The sequence below is a fragment of the Serratia ureilytica genome (assembly GCF_017309605.1).
Taxonomy (GTDB): Bacteria; Pseudomonadota; Gammaproteobacteria; order Enterobacterales; family Enterobacteriaceae; genus Serratia; species Serratia ureilytica.
Genome location: NZ_CP071320.1, coordinates 5,073,405 through 5,089,972, shown reverse-complemented (window position 1 = coordinate 5,089,972; position 16,568 = coordinate 5,073,405). Strand labels below are relative to the sequence as shown.

The 16,568-nt window shown below is 59.2% G+C and carries 12 protein-coding genes, 1 tRNA gene and 1 rRNA gene; 4 read left to right on the top strand and 10 right to left on the bottom strand.

Annotated elements, in window-relative coordinates:
- Positions 1 to 67: 67 nt before the first annotated feature.
- Both J0X03_RS24070 and J0X03_RS24065 read right to left on the bottom strand, forming a co-directional pair.
- Positions 68 to 143: transfer RNA gene (locus J0X03_RS24070), tRNA-Glu, on the bottom strand.
- Between the two features lie 88 nt (positions 144 to 231).
- Positions 232 to 1,773, bottom strand: a 16S ribosomal RNA gene (locus J0X03_RS24065).
- A 484-nt stretch (positions 1,774 to 2,257) separates the two neighbouring features.
- Between J0X03_RS24065 and J0X03_RS24060 the strand changes: the two genes are divergently transcribed.
- Together J0X03_RS24060 and mdtD are read left to right on the top strand one after the other, a co-directional pair.
- On the top strand, positions 2,258 to 2,947 hold the full coding sequence (locus J0X03_RS24060; protein ID WP_033652336.1) for a FadR/GntR family transcriptional regulator: 690 nt from the start codon (positions 2,258 to 2,260) through the stop codon (positions 2,945 to 2,947).
- Between the two features lie 67 nt (positions 2,948 to 3,014).
- Entirely contained in the window at positions 3,015 to 4,430 is a 1,416-nt protein-coding gene (gene mdtD / locus J0X03_RS24055; RefSeq protein WP_033645165.1) for a multidrug transporter subunit MdtD, read from the top strand.
- Here the strand turns inward: mdtD and rbsR are convergent.
- The 7 genes from rbsR to kup all read right to left on the bottom strand — a co-directional run bounded on the left by rbsR (position 4,427) and on the right by kup (position 12,279).
- Positions 4,427 to 5,428, bottom strand: coding sequence for a ribose operon transcriptional repressor RbsR (gene rbsR, locus J0X03_RS24050; RefSeq protein ID WP_047573267.1), 1,002 nt, complete (start codon positions 5,426 to 5,428; stop codon positions 4,427 to 4,429). The two genes, mdtD and rbsR, sit on opposite strands and share 4 nt — an antisense overlap.
- Positions 5,429 to 5,432: 4 nt before the next feature.
- The gene (gene rbsK / locus J0X03_RS24045; RefSeq protein WP_160204695.1) at positions 5,433 to 6,359 is read right to left on the bottom strand and encodes a ribokinase; all 927 of its coding nucleotides are present in this window, start codon (positions 6,357 to 6,359) and stop codon (positions 5,433 to 5,435) included.
- 61 nt (positions 6,360 to 6,420) lie between these two features.
- The gene (gene rbsB, locus J0X03_RS24040) at positions 6,421 to 7,308 is read right to left on the bottom strand and encodes a ribose ABC transporter substrate-binding protein RbsB (RefSeq protein WP_025160300.1); all 888 of its coding nucleotides are present in this window, start codon (positions 7,306 to 7,308) and stop codon (positions 6,421 to 6,423) included.
- Between the two features lie 24 nt (positions 7,309 to 7,332).
- Entirely contained in the window at positions 7,333 to 8,301 is a 969-nt protein-coding gene (rbsC, locus tag J0X03_RS24035) for a ribose ABC transporter permease (RefSeq protein WP_025304730.1), read from the bottom strand.
- A gap of 6 nt (positions 8,302 to 8,307) precedes the next feature.
- Entirely contained in the window at positions 8,308 to 9,813 is a 1,506-nt protein-coding gene (gene rbsA, locus J0X03_RS24030; RefSeq protein WP_033652332.1) for a ribose ABC transporter ATP-binding protein RbsA, read from the bottom strand.
- A gap of 7 nt (positions 9,814 to 9,820) precedes the next feature.
- Positions 9,821 to 10,240: a D-ribose pyranase gene (gene rbsD / locus J0X03_RS24025; protein ID WP_033652331.1), complete on the bottom strand. Its 420-nt coding sequence runs from the start codon at positions 10,238 to 10,240 to the stop codon at positions 9,821 to 9,823.
- A gap of 170 nt (positions 10,241 to 10,410) precedes the next feature.
- Entirely contained in the window at positions 10,411 to 12,279 is a 1,869-nt protein-coding gene (gene kup / locus J0X03_RS24020; RefSeq protein ID WP_046687985.1) for a low affinity potassium transporter Kup, read from the bottom strand.
- A gap of 283 nt (positions 12,280 to 12,562) precedes the next feature.
- Here kup and ravA point away from each other — a divergent pair, with 283 nt between their 5' ends.
- A complete protein-coding gene (gene ravA, locus J0X03_RS24015; protein ID WP_089197564.1) occupies positions 12,563 to 14,071 on the top strand; it encodes an ATPase RavA in 1,509 nt (502 codons plus the stop codon).
- A gap of 2 nt (positions 14,072 to 14,073) precedes the next feature.
- A complete protein-coding gene (viaA, locus tag J0X03_RS24010) occupies positions 14,074 to 15,537 on the top strand; it encodes an ATPase RavA stimulator ViaA (protein WP_004933781.1) in 1,464 nt (487 codons plus the stop codon).
- A gap of 6 nt (positions 15,538 to 15,543) precedes the next feature.
- Here viaA and asnA read toward each other — a convergent pair whose 3' ends face one another.
- Entirely contained in the window at positions 15,544 to 16,536 is a 993-nt protein-coding gene (gene asnA / locus J0X03_RS24005) for an aspartate--ammonia ligase (RefSeq protein ID WP_122016996.1), read from the bottom strand.
- Between the last annotated feature and the right edge of the window lie 32 nt (positions 16,537 to 16,568).

The following is a 16,568-nucleotide window of genomic DNA, read 5'->3' as shown; positions in this document are numbered from 1 at the left end:
CATCTTTAAGATATGGTGTATCGTCAGATACTTGGGACCGCCGCTTTCACCGGGTGGGTCGGAAGCTTGGCGTCCCCTAGGGGATTCGAACCCCTGTTACCGCCGTGAAAGGGCGGTGTCCTAGGCCTCTAGACGAAGGGGACACGACACCGTACTTTTATGACGCTTTTGCTCGTTACTTTTTCATCAGACAATCTGTGTGAGCACGCCACGCGAACTAATATCTTTAGGTAAGGAGGTGATCCAACCGCAGGTTCCCCTACGGTTACCTTGTTACGACTTCACCCCAGTCATGAATCACAAAGTGGTAAGCGCCCTCCCGAAGGTTAAGCTACCTACTTCTTTTGCAACCCACTCCCATGGTGTGACGGGCGGTGTGTACAAGGCCCGGGAACGTATTCACCGTAGCATTCTGATCTACGATTACTAGCGATTCCGACTTCATGGAGTCGAGTTGCAGACTCCAATCCGGACTACGACATACTTTATGAGGTCCGCTTGCTCTCGCGAGGTCGCTTCTCTTTGTATATGCCATTGTAGCACGTGTGTAGCCCTACTCGTAAGGGCCATGATGACTTGACGTCATCCCCACCTTCCTCCAGTTTATCACTGGCAGTCTCCTTTGAGTTCCCGGCCGAACCGCTGGCAACAAAGGATAAGGGTTGCGCTCGTTGCGGGACTTAACCCAACATTTCACAACACGAGCTGACGACAGCCATGCAGCACCTGTCTCAGAGTTCCCGAAGGCACCAATCCATCTCTGGAAAGTTCTCTGGATGTCAAGAGTAGGTAAGGTTCTTCGCGTTGCATCGAATTAAACCACATGCTCCACCGCTTGTGCGGGCCCCCGTCAATTCATTTGAGTTTTAACCTTGCGGCCGTACTCCCCAGGCGGTCGATTTAACGCGTTAGCTCCGGAAGCCACGCCTCAAGGGCACAACCTCCAAATCGACATCGTTTACAGCGTGGACTACCAGGGTATCTAATCCTGTTTGCTCCCCACGCTTTCGCACCTGAGCGTCAGTCTTCGTCCAGGGGGCCGCCTTCGCCACCGGTATTCCTCCAGATCTCTACGCATTTCACCGCTACACCTGGAATTCTACCCCCCTCTACGAGACTCTAGCTTGCCAGTTTCAAATGCAGTTCCCAGGTTGAGCCCGGGGATTTCACATCTGACTTAACAAACCGCCTGCGTGCGCTTTACGCCCAGTAATTCCGATTAACGCTTGCACCCTCCGTATTACCGCGGCTGCTGGCACGGAGTTAGCCGGTGCTTCTTCTGCGAGTAACGTCAATTGATGAACGTATTAAGTTCACCACCTTCCTCCTCGCTGAAAGTGCTTTACAACCCGAAGGCCTTCTTCACACACGCGGCATGGCTGCATCAGGCTTGCGCCCATTGTGCAATATTCCCCACTGCTGCCTCCCGTAGGAGTCTGGACCGTGTCTCAGTTCCAGTGTGGCTGGTCATCCTCTCAGACCAGCTAGGGATCGTCGCCTAGGTGAGCCATTACCCCACCTACTAGCTAATCCCATCTGGGCACATCTGATGGCAAGAGGCCCGAAGGTCCCCCTCTTTGGTCTTGCGACGTTATGCGGTATTAGCTACCGTTTCCAGTAGTTATCCCCCTCCATCAGGCAGTTTCCCAGACATTACTCACCCGTCCGCCGCTCGTCACCCGGGGAGCAAGCTCCCCTGTGCTACCGCTCGACTTGCATGTGTTAAGCCTGCCGCCAGCGTTCAATCTGAGCCATGATCAAACTCTTCAATTAAAAGCTTGATTTGCTTCCACTCGAGAAGCGGTGCTCAAAGATTTACTGCATGAATTTTACTTCAGTTAGTCACTCTTCAAGACTTGATATTTTTTTTGCATCCGAAGATGCTGGATATCGTCTTGTGGAGTGCCCACACAGATTGTCTGATAAATTGTTAAAGAGCAGTGAGTTAGGCGCTTTCGCTTGCTAACTCGAGGTGGCGTATATTACGCTTTTCACCCGGAGAGTCAAGCGTTTATTTCGCTTTCCTCTCGCTGACCCGGCGGCTTGTCAGTCGTTGTTCCCGGTCAGTGGAGGCGCATTATAGGGAGTTCTCGGCAGGCCGCAACCCCTAAATGCAAAAAACTTTTCAAGCGCGGATTTTTTCGGCAAAAGAGCGAAAAAGCGGCGAATTTATGTCACTTTTTCAGGCAAACAGCCATAAAAGCTGGCGATCACTGGAGTAAAATAGAAGAAACGAAGTCAGTAAGGATCCGCAGCCATGCCATTAAATGCACAACAACAGGCCGCCCAACGCAATCTTTCTTATCTGCTTGCAGAGAAACTCGGCCAACAAATTCTGGCAGGCGATTATCAGGCCGGCAGCATCCTGCCCGGTGAAATGGAACTGGGCGAGCAATTCGGCGTCAGCCGCACCGCGGTGCGCGAAGCGGTAAAGATGTTAGCCGCCAAAGGCATGTTGTTGCCGCGCCCGCGCATTGGCACCCGCGTGATGCCGCAAAGCCAATGGAATTTCCTCGATCAGGATTTACTGACCTGGTGGATGACGCGGGAAAACTTCGATCAGGTGATGCAACATTTCCTTATATTGCGCACCTCGTTGGAACCGCAGGCCTGCGCGTTGGCGGCAGACCACGCCAGCCCGCAGCAAACCAAACTGCTGGCGGAACTGATGGCGGAAATGCGCGCGCTGCATACCCAGTTTGATCGCGAGCGCTGGATCCAGGTCGATACCCAATTCCACCAGCTCATCTACGAGGCCAGCGGCAATCCGTTCCTGACCTCGTTCGCCAACCTGTTCAGTTCGGTGTATCAGAGTTACTTCCGCGCCATCACCGGCAATGAAGTGATCAAGCTGCGCCACCATCAGGCTATCGTCGATGCGATACTCGCCGGAGACAGCGCAGGCGCCCTCGTCGCCTGCCAAGTTTTGCTGAAAGAGAAAGACTAGACACGCTCCCCGCTTATAGATAGAAGAAAGAGATGAGGGAGAGACGACCATTTAACCAGGACCGACCATGACCCAATCCGCGCGCAGTATGGCAGGACTCCCGTGGATCGCCGCAATGGCGTTCTTTATGCAGGCGCTGGACGCCACCATCCTCAACACGGCGCTACCGGCGATCGCCCACAGCCTCGGGCACTCGCCGCTGGCGATGCAATCTGCCGTCATCAGCTATACGCTGACGGTGGCGATGCTGATCCCAGTCAGCGGTTGGCTGGCGGACCGCTTCGGCACCCGCCGCGTGTTCATCTTCGCCGTCACGTTATTCACCCTCGGTTCGCTGTTGTGCGCCCTCTCCCCCACGTTGAGCGTGCTGGTTGCCTCTCGCGTGCTGCAGGGCATCGGCGGCGCGATGATGATGCCGGTCGCGCGACTGGCGCTGCTGCGCGCCTACCCGCGCAGCGAACTGCTGCCGGTGCTGAACTTCGTCACCATGCCCGGCCTGGTCGGGCCGATTCTGGGGCCGCTGCTGGGCGGCTGGCTGGTGACCTACGCCACCTGGCATTGGATTTTCCTGATCAATATCCCTATCGGCCTGCTCGGCATCTTCTATGCGCGCAAGTACATGCCGGACTTCACCACGCCCAAGCGCCGCTTCGATTTTCTGGGTTTTATGCTGTTCGGCCTGAGCCTGGTGCTGATCTCCACCGGGCTGGAACTGTTTGGCGAGCGGGTGCTGGCGAGCTACGTTTCGCTGGGCATTCTGCTCAGCGGCTTCGTGATGCTGTTCGGCTACATCGCGCACGCCCGCCGTCATCCTCAGCCGCTGATCGGCCTCGACCTGTTCAAAACCCGCACCTTCTCGGTCGGCATCGCCGGCAACGTCGCGTCCAGGTTGGGCACCGGCTGCGTGCCGTTTTTGATGCCGCTCATGCTGCAGGTGGGATTTGGCTACACGGCGATCGTCGCCGGCTGCATGATGGCACCGACCGCCATCGGCTCGCTGATGGCGAAATCCACCGTCACTCAGGTGCTGCGCTGGTTCGGCTACCGTAAAACGCTGGTCGGCATCACCGTTATCATCGGAGCGCTGATCGCGCAGTTCGCCCTGCAGAGCCCAGGCATGCCGCTGTGGCTGATGATCCTGCCGCTGTTCGTACTGGGCATGGCGATGTCCACCCAGTTCACCGCCATGAATACCATCAGCCTGGCGGATTTGAACGACGCCAACGCCAGCGCCGGCAACAGCGTCCTGGCGGTCACCCAACAGCTGTCCATCAGTTTCGGCGTAGCGATCAGCGCGGCGGTGCTGCGTTTTTACGAATCCCTGTCGTTAGGCACTATGATCGACCACTTCCATTACACCTTTATCACCATGGGGATCGTCACCGTGGCGTCGGCGCTGGTATTTATGTTGCTGAGAAGGAAAGATGGCCGCAACTTGATCAGCGGCCAGGAAAGCAAGAAAGAAGCGAAGGCGGCCAGTTAACGGTGGCCCACCGAGGCGCGTTCCACCAGCTCGGGCGTCAGCACCAGCACCTGGGGAGCACGCTCCGGGTTTTGCAGGCGGTTGATCAGCGCATCGATCGCCAGCTCGCCCAGCGAATCCTTCGGCTGATGAATGGTGCTCAGCGGCGGCGCCAGATAACGCGCCAGTTCAATGTCATCGTACCCCATCACCGCCATATCCTGCGGCACGGAAAGCCCGGCCTGATACAGCGCCTGATAAACGCCTACCGCCACCGCGTCGTTGCCGGCGAACACCGCATGCGGCGGCTCTTTCAGCGCCAGCAGCTGGCGCATGGCGGTCACGCCGCCTTCAAACTCAAAGTCGCAATGCACTTCATACCCTGGCGGGATCGGTAATCCGGCGCGACGCATCGCGTTGCGATAGCCTTCCAGCCGGTGACGGGCGGTGGTTTTGTCCTGCGGGCCGGCGATGCAGGCAATCTTGCGGTAGCCGCGGGCGATCAGATGATCGGTCGCCATCTCGCCGCCCAGCAGCGAGTTATCCTGAATAATGTCGTTCGCGCCCTCGAACGGCGCCCAGTCCATCATCACGATCGGCAGTGACGGGTAACGGCTCAGAGCATCTTGCGATGGTCGGTGGTTTTCGGTGCACATCAGCAGCAAACCGTCGACGCGCTTTTGCAGCAGCGTCTCCATGCTGCGGTTCATGCGCGCGGCGTCTTCTTCGGTATTGCACAGGATTAAACTGTAGCCGCGTTCATAACAGCTGCGCTCCACGCCGCGCACCACTTCGGCATAAAACGGGTTGTTGCTGGCGGTCACCAGCATGCCGATGGTGCGCGTCTGATTGAGCTTCAGGCTGCGCGCCAGCGCGGAAGGCGCATAGTTCAGCTGTTCCACGGCCGCCATGACCTTGTCGCGCACGCTGTCGCTGACAAAGCGATTGTTGTTGACCACATGCGACACGGTAGAGGTTGAAACGCCCGCCAGGCGGGCGACATCTTTCATGGTGGCCAAAGGATCACCCCTGCTGCTGCAAGAAGGCGTCGATCTCTTCACGCCACGGCACCGAAGGCTGCGCGCCGGGGCGGGTCACGGCGATCGCCGCCGCCGCATGGGCGAAACGCACCGCGTCGGCCATGACTTTGCCTTCCAACAGGGCAGTCACCAGCGCACCGTTAAAGGTATCGCCGGCGGCGATGGTATCCACCGCTTGCACCTTGAAGCCGGGCACCCGTTTGCCGTTGCCGTTTTCGCTCAGCCACACGCCGCGGCTACCGAGGGTGATGATCACCGTCGCGATGCCCTTGTCGTGCAGCGCCTGCGCCGCACGCGCCGCATCCGCGTCGTTGTCCACGGCGATGCCGGTCAGGCGCTGGGCTTCGGTTTCATTCGGGGTGATCATATCGATCATGCCCAGCAGCTCGTCAGGTAGCTCACGCGCCGGGGCCGGGTTGAGGATCACCTGCGTTTGATGTTGCTTCGCCAGGCGGGCGGCGGCGATCACCGTCTCCAGCGGCGACTCGAGCTGCATCAGCAGGGCATCGGCGTCGATCACTTTTTGTTGGTAGCGCGCCAGGTAATCCGGCGTCACCGCGGCGTTGGCGCCGGCATTGATGCCGATCACGTTCTCGCCTTCGGCGTTGACGAAGATCAGCGCCACGCCGGTGGTGCTGTCGGCGATGGCTTCAATCGGTTGGGTATCAATGCGATCGCTCGCCAGCTGCCGGCGGACACGTTCGCCGATATCGTCGGCGCCCACGCAGGCGATAAAGGCGATCTTCGCCCCGCTGCGCCCGGCCGCCACCGCCTGATTCGCGCCCTTGCCGCCAAACGCCACCTTATACTGTTTCCCGATCACCGTTTCGCCCGGGTGGGGGAACTGTTCAATATTGAGGATATGGTCGGCATTGATGCTGCCAAGAACCACCAGCTTACCTGTTTCCATCGCATTGATTCCTGAATTGCGCGCCATCGTAAACGCCCCGTTCCGATGGCGCTGGTATGACTTACTGAGTGACCAGTTTCAAATCGACCGGGATGGTCGCCGGCACTTTTTCGCCTTTCAGCACTTTATCGGCGGTTTCCACACCGATCACGCCGATCTGATCGGGACGCTGCGCCACGGTCGCCGCCAGCTTGCCGCCTTCGACCGCTTTCACGCCGTCGGCGGTGCCGTCGAAGCCTACCACGATCACGTCGGTTTTACCGGCGGTTTGCAGCGCGCGCAGCGCACCTAACGCCATTTCATCGTTCTGGGCGAACACCGCCTGCACATCCGGGTGCGCGGTCAGCAGGTTCTGCATCACGTTCAGGCCCTTGGTGCGATCGAAATCGGCCGGCTGGCTGGCCAGCAGCTTGAATTTATTCTGATCCAGCGACTGCTTGAAGCCTTCACCGCGTTCACGCGCGGCAGAGGTGCCGGCGATGCCTTCCAGCTGAATCACCTTGGCATCGGCGCCCACTTTCTTGGCAATGAAATCACCGGCCATTTTGCCGCCTACGCGGTTATCCGAAGCGATGTGGCTCACCACGTCACCCTTGCTCGCCACGCGGTCCAGCGTGATGACCGGGATCTTAGCCTGGTTGGCCATCTTGATGGCGTTACCCACCGCGTCGGAGTCGGTCGGGTTGATCAACAGCAGCTTGGGCGCGCGCACCATCAGATCCTGCACGTTGGCCAGCTCTTTCGCCGGGTTGTTCTGGGAATCCAGCACCACCAGGTTGTAGCCCAGCTTGTTGGCCTCTTGCTGCGCGCCGTCCTTCATCGAGACGAAGAACGGGTTGTTGAGGGTGGACACCACCAGCGCGATGGTGTCTTTAGCCATGGCATTGGCGCTCAGGGTGGCGCTCAGCGCGATGGCGGAGGCTAAGGTTGCCAGTTTTTTCATTTTCATCATCGTGATTCCTGTAGGGGGAGGTTACTTGTTGCTTTTGTTATCTACCAGAACCGCCAGCAGTATCACCACTGCCTTCACGATCATTTGGTAGTAGGAAGAAACACCCAGTAAATTCAGGCCGTTGTTCAGGAAGCCGAGGATCAGCGCCCCGATCAGCGTGCCGACGATGCGGCCCTTGCCGCCGGCCAGGCTGGTGCCGCCCAGCACCACGGCGGCGATGGCGTCCAGCTCATAGCCGGTACCGGCGGTCGGCTGCGCCGACGACAGGCGCGCCACTTCGATCACCCCGGCCAGCGCCGCCAGCAGGCCGCACAGCGAGTAGACGATAATCTTCACTTTATCGACGCTGATGCCGGACAGGCGGGTCGCCGCTTCGTTGCCGCCCAGGGCATAAATATAGCGGCCCAGGCGCGTATGGTGCAGCATATACCAGGCGGCAATGAACACGATCGCCATGATCCAGATCGGCGTAGGCACGCCCAGCGGGCGGCCAATACCGAACCAGCCGAAGGTGTCGGCCACATCGGTGAAACCGGTGTTGACCGGGCTGCCGTTGGTGTACACCATGGTGACGCCGCGCAACAGCAGCATCATCACCAGCGTGGCGATAAAGGCCTGCACTTTGCCTTTGGCGACGATCACCCCGGTGCAGGCGCCAATCGCGGCGCCGAGCGCCAATGCCGCCGCCACCGCCACCAGCGCGTTGACCTCAAAGCCGACGATCGACGCCGCCACCGCGCCGGTCAGGGCCAACAGCGATCCTACCGACAGATCGATGCCGGACGTGAGGATCACCAGCGTCATCCCCACCGCCATGATGGCGTTCACCGAAGTCTGCTGCAGAATATTGAACAGGTTGTTCAGGGTGAAGAAGTTCGGGCTCATGGAAGAGACCACGGCGATCAGCACCAGCAGCGCAATCAACGACTTCTGCTCTAACAGCCACTCTTTACTGAACCAGCGCTTGGCTGCGATAGTCTGGGAACTCATATCTGATTACTCCTGCTTTACGCCGTATTGCTTGCCGACGGCTGCCGCCATCAACGCTTCCTGGGTGGCCTGTTCAATCGGGAATTCGCCGCTGAGATGCCCTTCGTGCATCACCAGAATGCGATCGCTCATGCCCATCACCTCCGGCATTTCCGAAGACACCAGAATGATGCTCAGCCCTTCCTGCTTGAACTGGTTGATTAACTGATAGATCTCTTTTTTGGCGCCGACGTCGACGCCGCGCGTCGGCTCATCGAGGATCAGCACCTTCGGCCGAGTCATCAGGCCGCGGGCGATCGCCACTTTCTGTTGATTGCCGCCGGAAAGCAGACCTATCGGCTGCTCCATCGACGGCGTTTTGATATTGAACAGGCGGATGAAGTCCCCCACCGCCTGCCGCTCGTCGGCCTGTTTCAGGCTGCCGTCGGCGCGGCTGAAGTAGCGCAGCGCGGTCAGAGACATGTTTTCCTTTACCGACATGCCCAGCACCAGGCCGTCGCGCTTACGGTCTTCCGAGATATAGACGATGCCGTTCGCCAATCCATCCTGCGGCGAATGGGTGACTACCTCGCGGCCGTCGAGGTTGACGGTGCCGGCCTTGCGCGGCGCGGCGCCGTACAGAATCTTCATCAATTCGGTGCGCCCGGCGCCCATCAAGCCGGCCACGCCGAGGATCTCACCGCGATACAGCGTAAAGCTGACGTCTTCAACGCCGGGTCCGGAAAGATGACTGACTTCCAGCCGCTTTTCCCCGCGCGGTAAATCAAGGCGCGGGTATTGTTCTTCCAGCTTGCGACCGACCATCATTTCAATCAGCGAATCTTCCTGCAGCTCGCTCACCGGCCGCTCGGCGATGAACTGCCCGTCACGAAATACCGTCACGTCGTCGCAGATTTCAAAGATCTCTTTCAGACGGTGCGAGATATAGACGATGCCGCGCCCTTCAGCCTTCAGCTCGTTGATCACCTTGAACAGCGAGGCGGTTTCGGTGTCGGTCAGCGCATCGGTCGGTTCGTCCATGATGATCACTTTCGATTCGAAGCTCAGCACCTTGGCAATCTCCACCATCTGCTGATCGCCAATCGACAGCTCGCCCACCAGCCGGTGGCTGCTGTAGCGCAGGTTGAGGCGTGCCAGCAAGCGATCGGCCTCGGCGTACATGCGCTTCCAGTCAATGCGGCCGAAACGGTTGACGAACTCGCGGCCGAGGAAGATGTTTTCCGCAATCGTCAGCTGCGGGATCAGGTTCAGCTCCTGATGGATAATGCCGATGCCCGCTTCCTGCGAATCTTTAGGCCCGTTGAACGCCACCTCTTTACCGAGAAAATACTGACTGCCGGCGTCTTTCTGATAGATGCCGGTCAGCACTTTCATCATGGTGGACTTCCCGGCGCCGTTTTCCCCCACCAGCGCCATCACCTTGCCGGGATAAACGCTGAGAGCGGCGCCGGAAAGCGCCTTCACTCCGGGAAAGGCTTTATCAATCCCTTTCAGTTGCAGTAAAGGTTGCATAAACGCCTCAGAAAGTTACGCCGGCGCACAGGATCACGTTCGCGTAAGGCGAACACTCCCCGCTGCGGATCACCGCCCGGCTGTGCTCGGTTTGCGCTTTAAACGCCTGATGGCTGATATAACGCACGCCGATGGTATTGCCCTGGCGTTGGCCCAGTGCGGTCAGTTCAGCCAACAATGCCTCGTGGAGCGACGGATTTTGTTTCACGATTTCTTCCGCCAGGATGGCGCTTTCTACCTGCATCTCTTGGGTGACCGCCGCGAACACCTGCATGAAGGTCGGCACGCCCTGCGTCAGCGCCAGATCGATGCGCTGCGTCACCGCCGGTATCGGCAAACCCGCATCGCACAAGGTGAGCTGATCGGTATGCCCCAACCGGGCAATCACGGCAGACACGTCGGAATTCAGTAATACGCCTTTTTTCATCTTCTCACTCCGCTAGCGAAACGTTTCGCTCTCTGGAGGAGTGTAAAAAAACGGCAGGGGAAGGCAACCCGGACAATGCAGAAGTGTGATCGTCATCGAAACGTTTCGTTCGCGCACGGAGAAAGCGCAAACAAAAGGGGCTCAGCCTAGCTGAGCCCCTGTCAGGCGGGTTAGATCTCGACCTGCGTGCCGAGCTCGATGACCCGGTTCGGCGGGATTTCGAACTGATCCGGCGCGCGCAGCGCATTGCGGCTCAGAGCAACGAACAGTTTGCCGCGCAGGTAGAGGTACCATGGCCGCTTGGTGAGGATCAGCGATTCATGGGACATGAAGAACGACGTCTCCGACATGCGGCACGGCAACCCTTCCAGCCCGCAGCGGTGGAACACTTCCTCCACGTTCGGCGTTTCGCGCCAGCCGTAGCTGGCCACCACCCGCCAGAAGGTCGGCGACAGCTGCTCGATGGTCACCCGGCGCACGTTGTGCACGTAAGGCGCATCCTCGGTGCGCAGCGTCAGCAGCACCACGCGCTCGTGCAGCACCTTGTTGTGCTTCAGGTTATGCAACAGCGCAAAAGGAATGACGTTAGTGGCGCGCGACAAGAAGACCGCGGTGCCCGGCACCCGTACCGGCGGCGATTTCTCCAGCGAGGCAATCATCGCCTCCAGCGAGTTGCCGTGCTCATGCAGACGACGCAACAGGCGGAAACGCTCGCTCTTCCAGGTAGTCATAATGATGAACATCACCAGCGCCAGGGTCAGCGGCAGCCAGCCGCCGGAGAACAGCTTCAGGGCGTTGGCGGAGAACATCGGCACGTCGATGATCAGCAAGATGGTTACGATGCCGATCGCCAGGAGGCGGTTCCAGTGCCAGTTATTAATCGCCACCGAAGTGACCAGTATGCTGGTCAGCACCATGGTGCCGGTGACGGCGATGCCGTACGCCGCCGCCAGGTTGCTGGAGTGTTCGAAGCCGATGATCACCAGCACCACGGAGATATACAGCGTCCAGTTGATCACCGGAATGTAGATCTGGCCGGATTCCATTTCCGAGGTGTGAATGATGCGCATCGGCGACAAATACCCCAGGCGCACCGCCTGGCGAGTCAGCGAGAAGACGCCGGAAATCACCGCCTGCGAGGCGATGACCGTTGCCAGGGTTGCCAGAATCAGCAGCGGGATCAGCGCCCAGTCGGGCGCCAGCAGGAAGAATGGGTTTTTGATCGCTTCAGGGTTTTTCAGCAGCAACGCCCCCTGGCCGAAGTAGTTGAGCACCAGCGAAGGCAGCACCACGGTGAACCAAGCCAGGCGGATCGGGAACTTGCCGAAGTGCCCCATGTCGGCATACAGCGCCTCAACGCCGGTGATCGACAGCACCACCGCCCCCAGCGCGAAGAACGACACCTTCTTATATTCCATAAAGAAGTTGAGCGCCCATTTGGGATTCAGCGCCTGCAGCACTTCCGGGTTCGAAATGATGCTGCGCGCGCCCAGCACCGCCAACACGATGAACCACAACAGCATTACCGGGGCGAACAGCTTGCCGACGCTGCCGGTGCCGTGTTTTTGGATAACGAACAGCAGGGTCAGCACCAGAATCGAGAGCGGCACGATATAGGCGTCGAGCGCAGGCGCGGCGATTTCCAACCCCTCTATCGCCGACATCACCGAGATCGCCGGGGTGATCACCACCTCGCCATAGAAGAAGCTGCCGCCAATCAGGCCCAGTATCACCAGCACTGCGGTGGTGCGCGCCGAGGTATTGCGCCCGGCCAGCGACATCAGCGTCAAAATGCCGCCTTCGCCGGCGTTGTCCGCCCGCATCACGTAGGTGAGATATTTGAGGGAAACGATCACGATCAGCATCCAGAAAATCAGCGACAGGAAGCCGAAAACCACGTCTGGACGAACATCGAAGCCGTAATGGCCGGAGAAACACTCTCTCAACGTATAGAGAGGACTGGTGCCGATATCACCGTAGACCACGCCGATGGCAGCCAGGGTTACCGCCGATAGGGACTGCTTATGCTCTGCGCTCATAATTCGTTTCTTTATCAGAACATCCGTTAGCGATGCATCCGCATCAGGCAAAATACGGGCTCAAAGATCCGTCACGCCCACCAGAAAGCCGCACAGTATGCACCATTTATACGGCTTGCCTACCCTTATATCAGAGCCGAAAAATAAACAAAATGTGAACCGGATATCCGACTCAACTGAGAAAATTTTTACTAATCAATAAGCTATACCATTAAAAATAATGGTGGTTTATCATCGAATTATCGACCAAGATTGGCTAACTCTCGGACAATACGACGATTATATGACGCCATCATCCCTTCTGGCAGAACGAATTTCCCGCCTCAGCAGCGCGCTGGAGAGCGGCCTTTATGAGCGGCAAGAGGCGATCCGCCTGTGCCTGCTGGCGGCGCTGAGCGGCGAAAGCGTATTCTTGCTCGGCCCGCCCGGCATCGCCAAGAGCCTGATCGCGCGCCGGCTGAAGTTTGCCTTCCGCAACGCTCGCTCTTTTGAATACCTGATGACGCGCTTTTCCACGCCGGAAGAGGTCTTCGGCCCGCTCTCGATTCAGGCGCTGAAAGATGAAGGGCGCTATCAACGCCTGACCGCCGGCTATCTGCCAGAAGCGGAGATCGTGTTTCTGGACGAGATCTGGAAGGCCGGCCCGGCGATCCTCAACACCCTGCTGACGGCGATCAATGAACGGCGTTTTCGCAACGGCAACAGCGAAGAACCGATCCCGCTGCGCCTGCTGGTCACCGCTTCCAACGAACTGCCCGAAGCGGACAACAGCCTCGAAGCCCTGTATGACCGCATGCTGATTCGCCTGTGGCTGGACAAGGTGCAGGATAAACAGAATTTCCGCTCGCTGCTGGTCAACCGCCAGAGCGAAAGCCAAAACCCGGTGCCGGCGGCGCTGAGCGTCAGCGACGAAGAGTTTCTGCAGTGGCAGCCGCAGATCGATAAGGTGGCGCTGCCGGAAGCCTGCTTTGAGCTGATTTTCCAACTGCGCCAGCGGCTGGACGCGCTGGAACAGGCGCCGTACGTCTCCGATCGGCGCTGGAAGAAAGCCCTGCGCCTGCTGCAGGCCTGCGCCTTCTTCAGCGGGCGCGACGCCATCGCCCCGCTCGATCTGATGCTGTTGAAAGACTGCCTGTGGCACGATCTCACCTCGCTGAAGCTGCTGCAACAGCAGATCGATCAACTGCTGACCGAATCGGCCTATCAGCAGCAGTCGATGTTGATCCAACTGCAACAGATCCATACCCGCTGGATGCAGGACCAGCAGCAACAAAGCGACCGACAGGCCATCAGCCTGGTGAAAAAAGGCGGGATGTTCAGCCGCAAACCGCAATACGCGCCGGCCACGCCGTTCGCCGGCGGCACCCTCACCCTGCTGCTGCAAAAACCGCTGCAGCTGCATGACATTCAGGTCAATCATCTGAGCATCGAAAGCAGCGCGCTGGACAACTGGCTGCAAAAAGGCGGCGACGTGCGCGCCAAGCTGAACGGCATCGGCTTTGCGCAGCCGATCGACCTGGAAGTGGACGATCAACTGCACCTCACGGTGTTGGACGTCAGCCGCCAGCCGTCGCTGCTGGCGCTGCCGGGCAAACAGGCTACCGCTACGCCGCAGGCGCTGCTGGATGAAATGGACGCATTGGCCCAGCGCCTGGCGGAACAGCGCCGCGCCTTCAGCCAACATCAGCCCTGCCTGTTCACGTCCGCCGCCGGTCTGGCCAAGATCGAAGCCAGTTTGCTGCAGGTCGCGGAACAGGTTAAACAGCAACAGCAGCAAATGCGCGGCCAGTAACCATGCTCAGTCTGGAGACGCTCGATCTGCTGCTGGCGATCACCGAAGGCGAGATGATCGAGGAGATGATCGTCGGCATGCTGGCCGCGCCGCAGCTGTCGGTATTCTTTAAAAAGTTTCCGGCCCTACGGCGGGCGCTGGATCGCGATCTGCCGCGCTGGAAGCTGCAGCTAAAGGAGCGTTTGCAGGAGGCCATGGTGCCGCCGGCGTTGGCGCAGGAATTTTACCGCTACCAACAGTGCCAGCTGGAGAACAATACCCAGTTCTATCACAACCTCAACGACACGATGGAGCTGCTGCGCCAGCTGGTTTCCCCGTTTTATGAACAGGCGCGCGCGCTGGTGGACGCCGCCGATCTGCCCAATCATCCGTTGGACGACAGTTTTCAAACGCTGTTTCTGCAGCGCTGGCGCATCAGCCTGACGCTGCAGGCCACCATGCTGCACCACCAGTTGCTGGAACAAGAGCGTGAGCAGCTGATGGCGGAACTGCAGGAACGCCTGGCGCTGAGCGGCGCGCTGGAACCGCTGCTGTCGGAAAACGACACCGCCGCCGGCAGGCTGTGGGACATGAGCAAAGGCCAGCTGCAGCGCGGCGATTACCAGCGGCTGGTGGAGTACGGCAACTTTTTGCAGCAGCAGCCGGAGCTGAAAAAGCTGGCGCAACAGCTGGGCCGCAGCTATCAGGCCAAAGCGGTGCAGCAACAGGACGCGCAGCCGGAGCCGTTCAGGGTTATGGTGCAGGTGCCGGCCACGCTGCCGGAAGAAGTGAGCGGCATTCATCAAAGCGACGACATTCTGCGCCTGCTGCCGCCGGAGCTGGCGACGCTGGGGATTGAAGAGCTGGAATTCGAGTTTTATCGCCGCCTGCTGGAAAAGCGACTGCTGAGCTACCGCCTGCAGGGCGACGTCTGGCAGGAACAGATCCTGATCCGTCAGGTCACCCACCAGCAGCAGGATCAGCAGCCGCGCGGGCCGTTTATCGTCTGCGTGGACACCTCAGGATCGATGGGCGGCTTCAACGAACAGTGCGCCAAGGCGTTCTGTCTGGCGCTGCTGCGCATTGCGCTGGCGGATAACCGCCGCTGCTACATCATGCTGTTCGCCAACCAGATCGTACATTACGAACTCACCGCCGCCAGCGGCATTGAGCAGGCGGTGCGTTTTCTCGGCCAGCAGTTTCGCGGCGGCACCGATCTGGCGGCCTGCCTGAACGCCACCGTCACCAAAATGGCGGAGAGCGGCTGGTTCGATGCCGATGCGGTGATCATTTCTGATTTTATCGCCCAGCGGTTGCCGGAGGAGGTAATAAAGAAGGTGAAACAGCAGCAGCAAAGCCACCAGCAGCGTTTCCACGCGGTGGCGATGTCCGCCTACGGCAAACCCGGCATCATGCGCATCTTCGATCACATCTGGCGCTTCGATACCGGGTTGAAAAGCCGGTTGATGCGCCGCTGGCGGCGCTAGGCAGAATCAGAGCAGGCCTTCAACCGCGCCGCGCACTTCCGGTGACCACACGCCGCACTGCACCTGGCCGATATGCGACAGCTGCAACAGCAACATCACCAAACGCGACTGACCGATGCCGCCGCCGATGGTCTGCGGCATATCGCCGCGCAGCAACGACTGATGCCATTCCAGCTTCATGCGATCTTCATCGCCAGTCAGCGCCAGCTGATATTTCAGCGCCGCGGCGTCGACGCGGATGCCCATGGAAGAAAGCTCGAAAGCGTCCTGCAGCACCGGGTTCCACACCACGATATCGCCATTCAGGCCCGCCAGGCCATCCGCCGTCGGCGTGGTCCAGTCATCATAATCCGGCGCACGCACATCGTGCGATTTGCCGTGCGACAGCTTGCCGCCGATGCCGATCAGGAACACCGCGCCAAATTCTTTGGCGATCGCCCGCTCACGCCCTTTGGCGTCCAGATCCGGATAGCGCTGCAGCAGGGTTTCGCTGTGCACGAAGTGGATCTGTTCCGGCAGGAACGGGGTCAGGCCATGCTCACGGCTGACTTCCGCTTCCGTCGCCTTGATCGCGGCGTAAATGCTGCGCACGGTACTTTTCAGATAGTCCAGACCGCGCTCACCGTCGCCCATCACCCGCTCCCAGTCCCACTGATCGACGTACACCGAGTGGATTGGCGTCAGGCGGTCTTCATCCGGGCGCAGCGCCTTCATATGGGTATACAGGCCTTCGCCGGCACCGAAATCGTAGCTGCCCAGGGTTTTGCGTTTCCATTTCGCCAGTGAGTGCACCACTTCGAAGGTGGCGTCCGGCAAAGTTTTGACTTTGACCTGCACCGCTTTCTCGCTGCCGGAGAGGTTATCCTGCGTGCCGTCGCCCAGGCGGCTAAGGATCGGGGCCTGCACTTCGATCAGACCGAGCTGCTGTTCCAGCTGGCGGGAGAAGAAGGATTTGACCTGGCTGATTTGTTGTTGTTTTTGGATAAACTGTTTTTTCATTGCCGTATCTCTTGTAAACCTGTCTCTGTTGC

Coding starts and splice junctions, on each gene's coding strand:
- asnA (WP_122016996.1), bottom strand. CDS start 16,536: ATGAAAAAACAGTTTATCCAAAAACAACAACAAATCAGCCAGGTCAAA.
- rbsD (WP_033652331.1), bottom strand. CDS start 10,240: ATGAAAAAAGGCGTATTACTGAATTCCGACGTGTCTGCCGTGATTGCC.
- rbsK (WP_160204695.1), bottom strand. CDS start 6,359: ATGGAAACAGGTAAGCTGGTGGTTCTTGGCAGCATCAATGCCGACCAT.
- rbsC (WP_025304730.1), bottom strand. CDS start 8,301: ATGAGTTCCCAGACTATCGCAGCCAAGCGCTGGTTCAGTAAAGAGTGG.
- ravA (WP_089197564.1), top strand. CDS start 12,563: ATGACGCCATCATCCCTTCTGGCAGAACGAATTTCCCGCCTCAGCAGC.
- rbsA (WP_033652332.1), bottom strand. CDS start 9,813: ATGCAACCTTTACTGCAACTGAAAGGGATTGATAAAGCCTTTCCCGGA.
- kup (WP_046687985.1), bottom strand. CDS start 12,279: ATGAGCGCAGAGCATAAGCAGTCCCTATCGGCGGTAACCCTGGCTGCC.
- rbsB (WP_025160300.1), bottom strand. CDS start 7,308: ATGAAAATGAAAAAACTGGCAACCTTAGCCTCCGCCATCGCGCTGAGC.
- J0X03_RS24060 (WP_033652336.1), top strand. CDS start 2,258: ATGCCATTAAATGCACAACAACAGGCCGCCCAACGCAATCTTTCTTAT.
- mdtD (WP_033645165.1), top strand. CDS start 3,015: ATGACCCAATCCGCGCGCAGTATGGCAGGACTCCCGTGGATCGCCGCA.
- viaA (WP_004933781.1), top strand. CDS start 14,074: ATGCTCAGTCTGGAGACGCTCGATCTGCTGCTGGCGATCACCGAAGGC.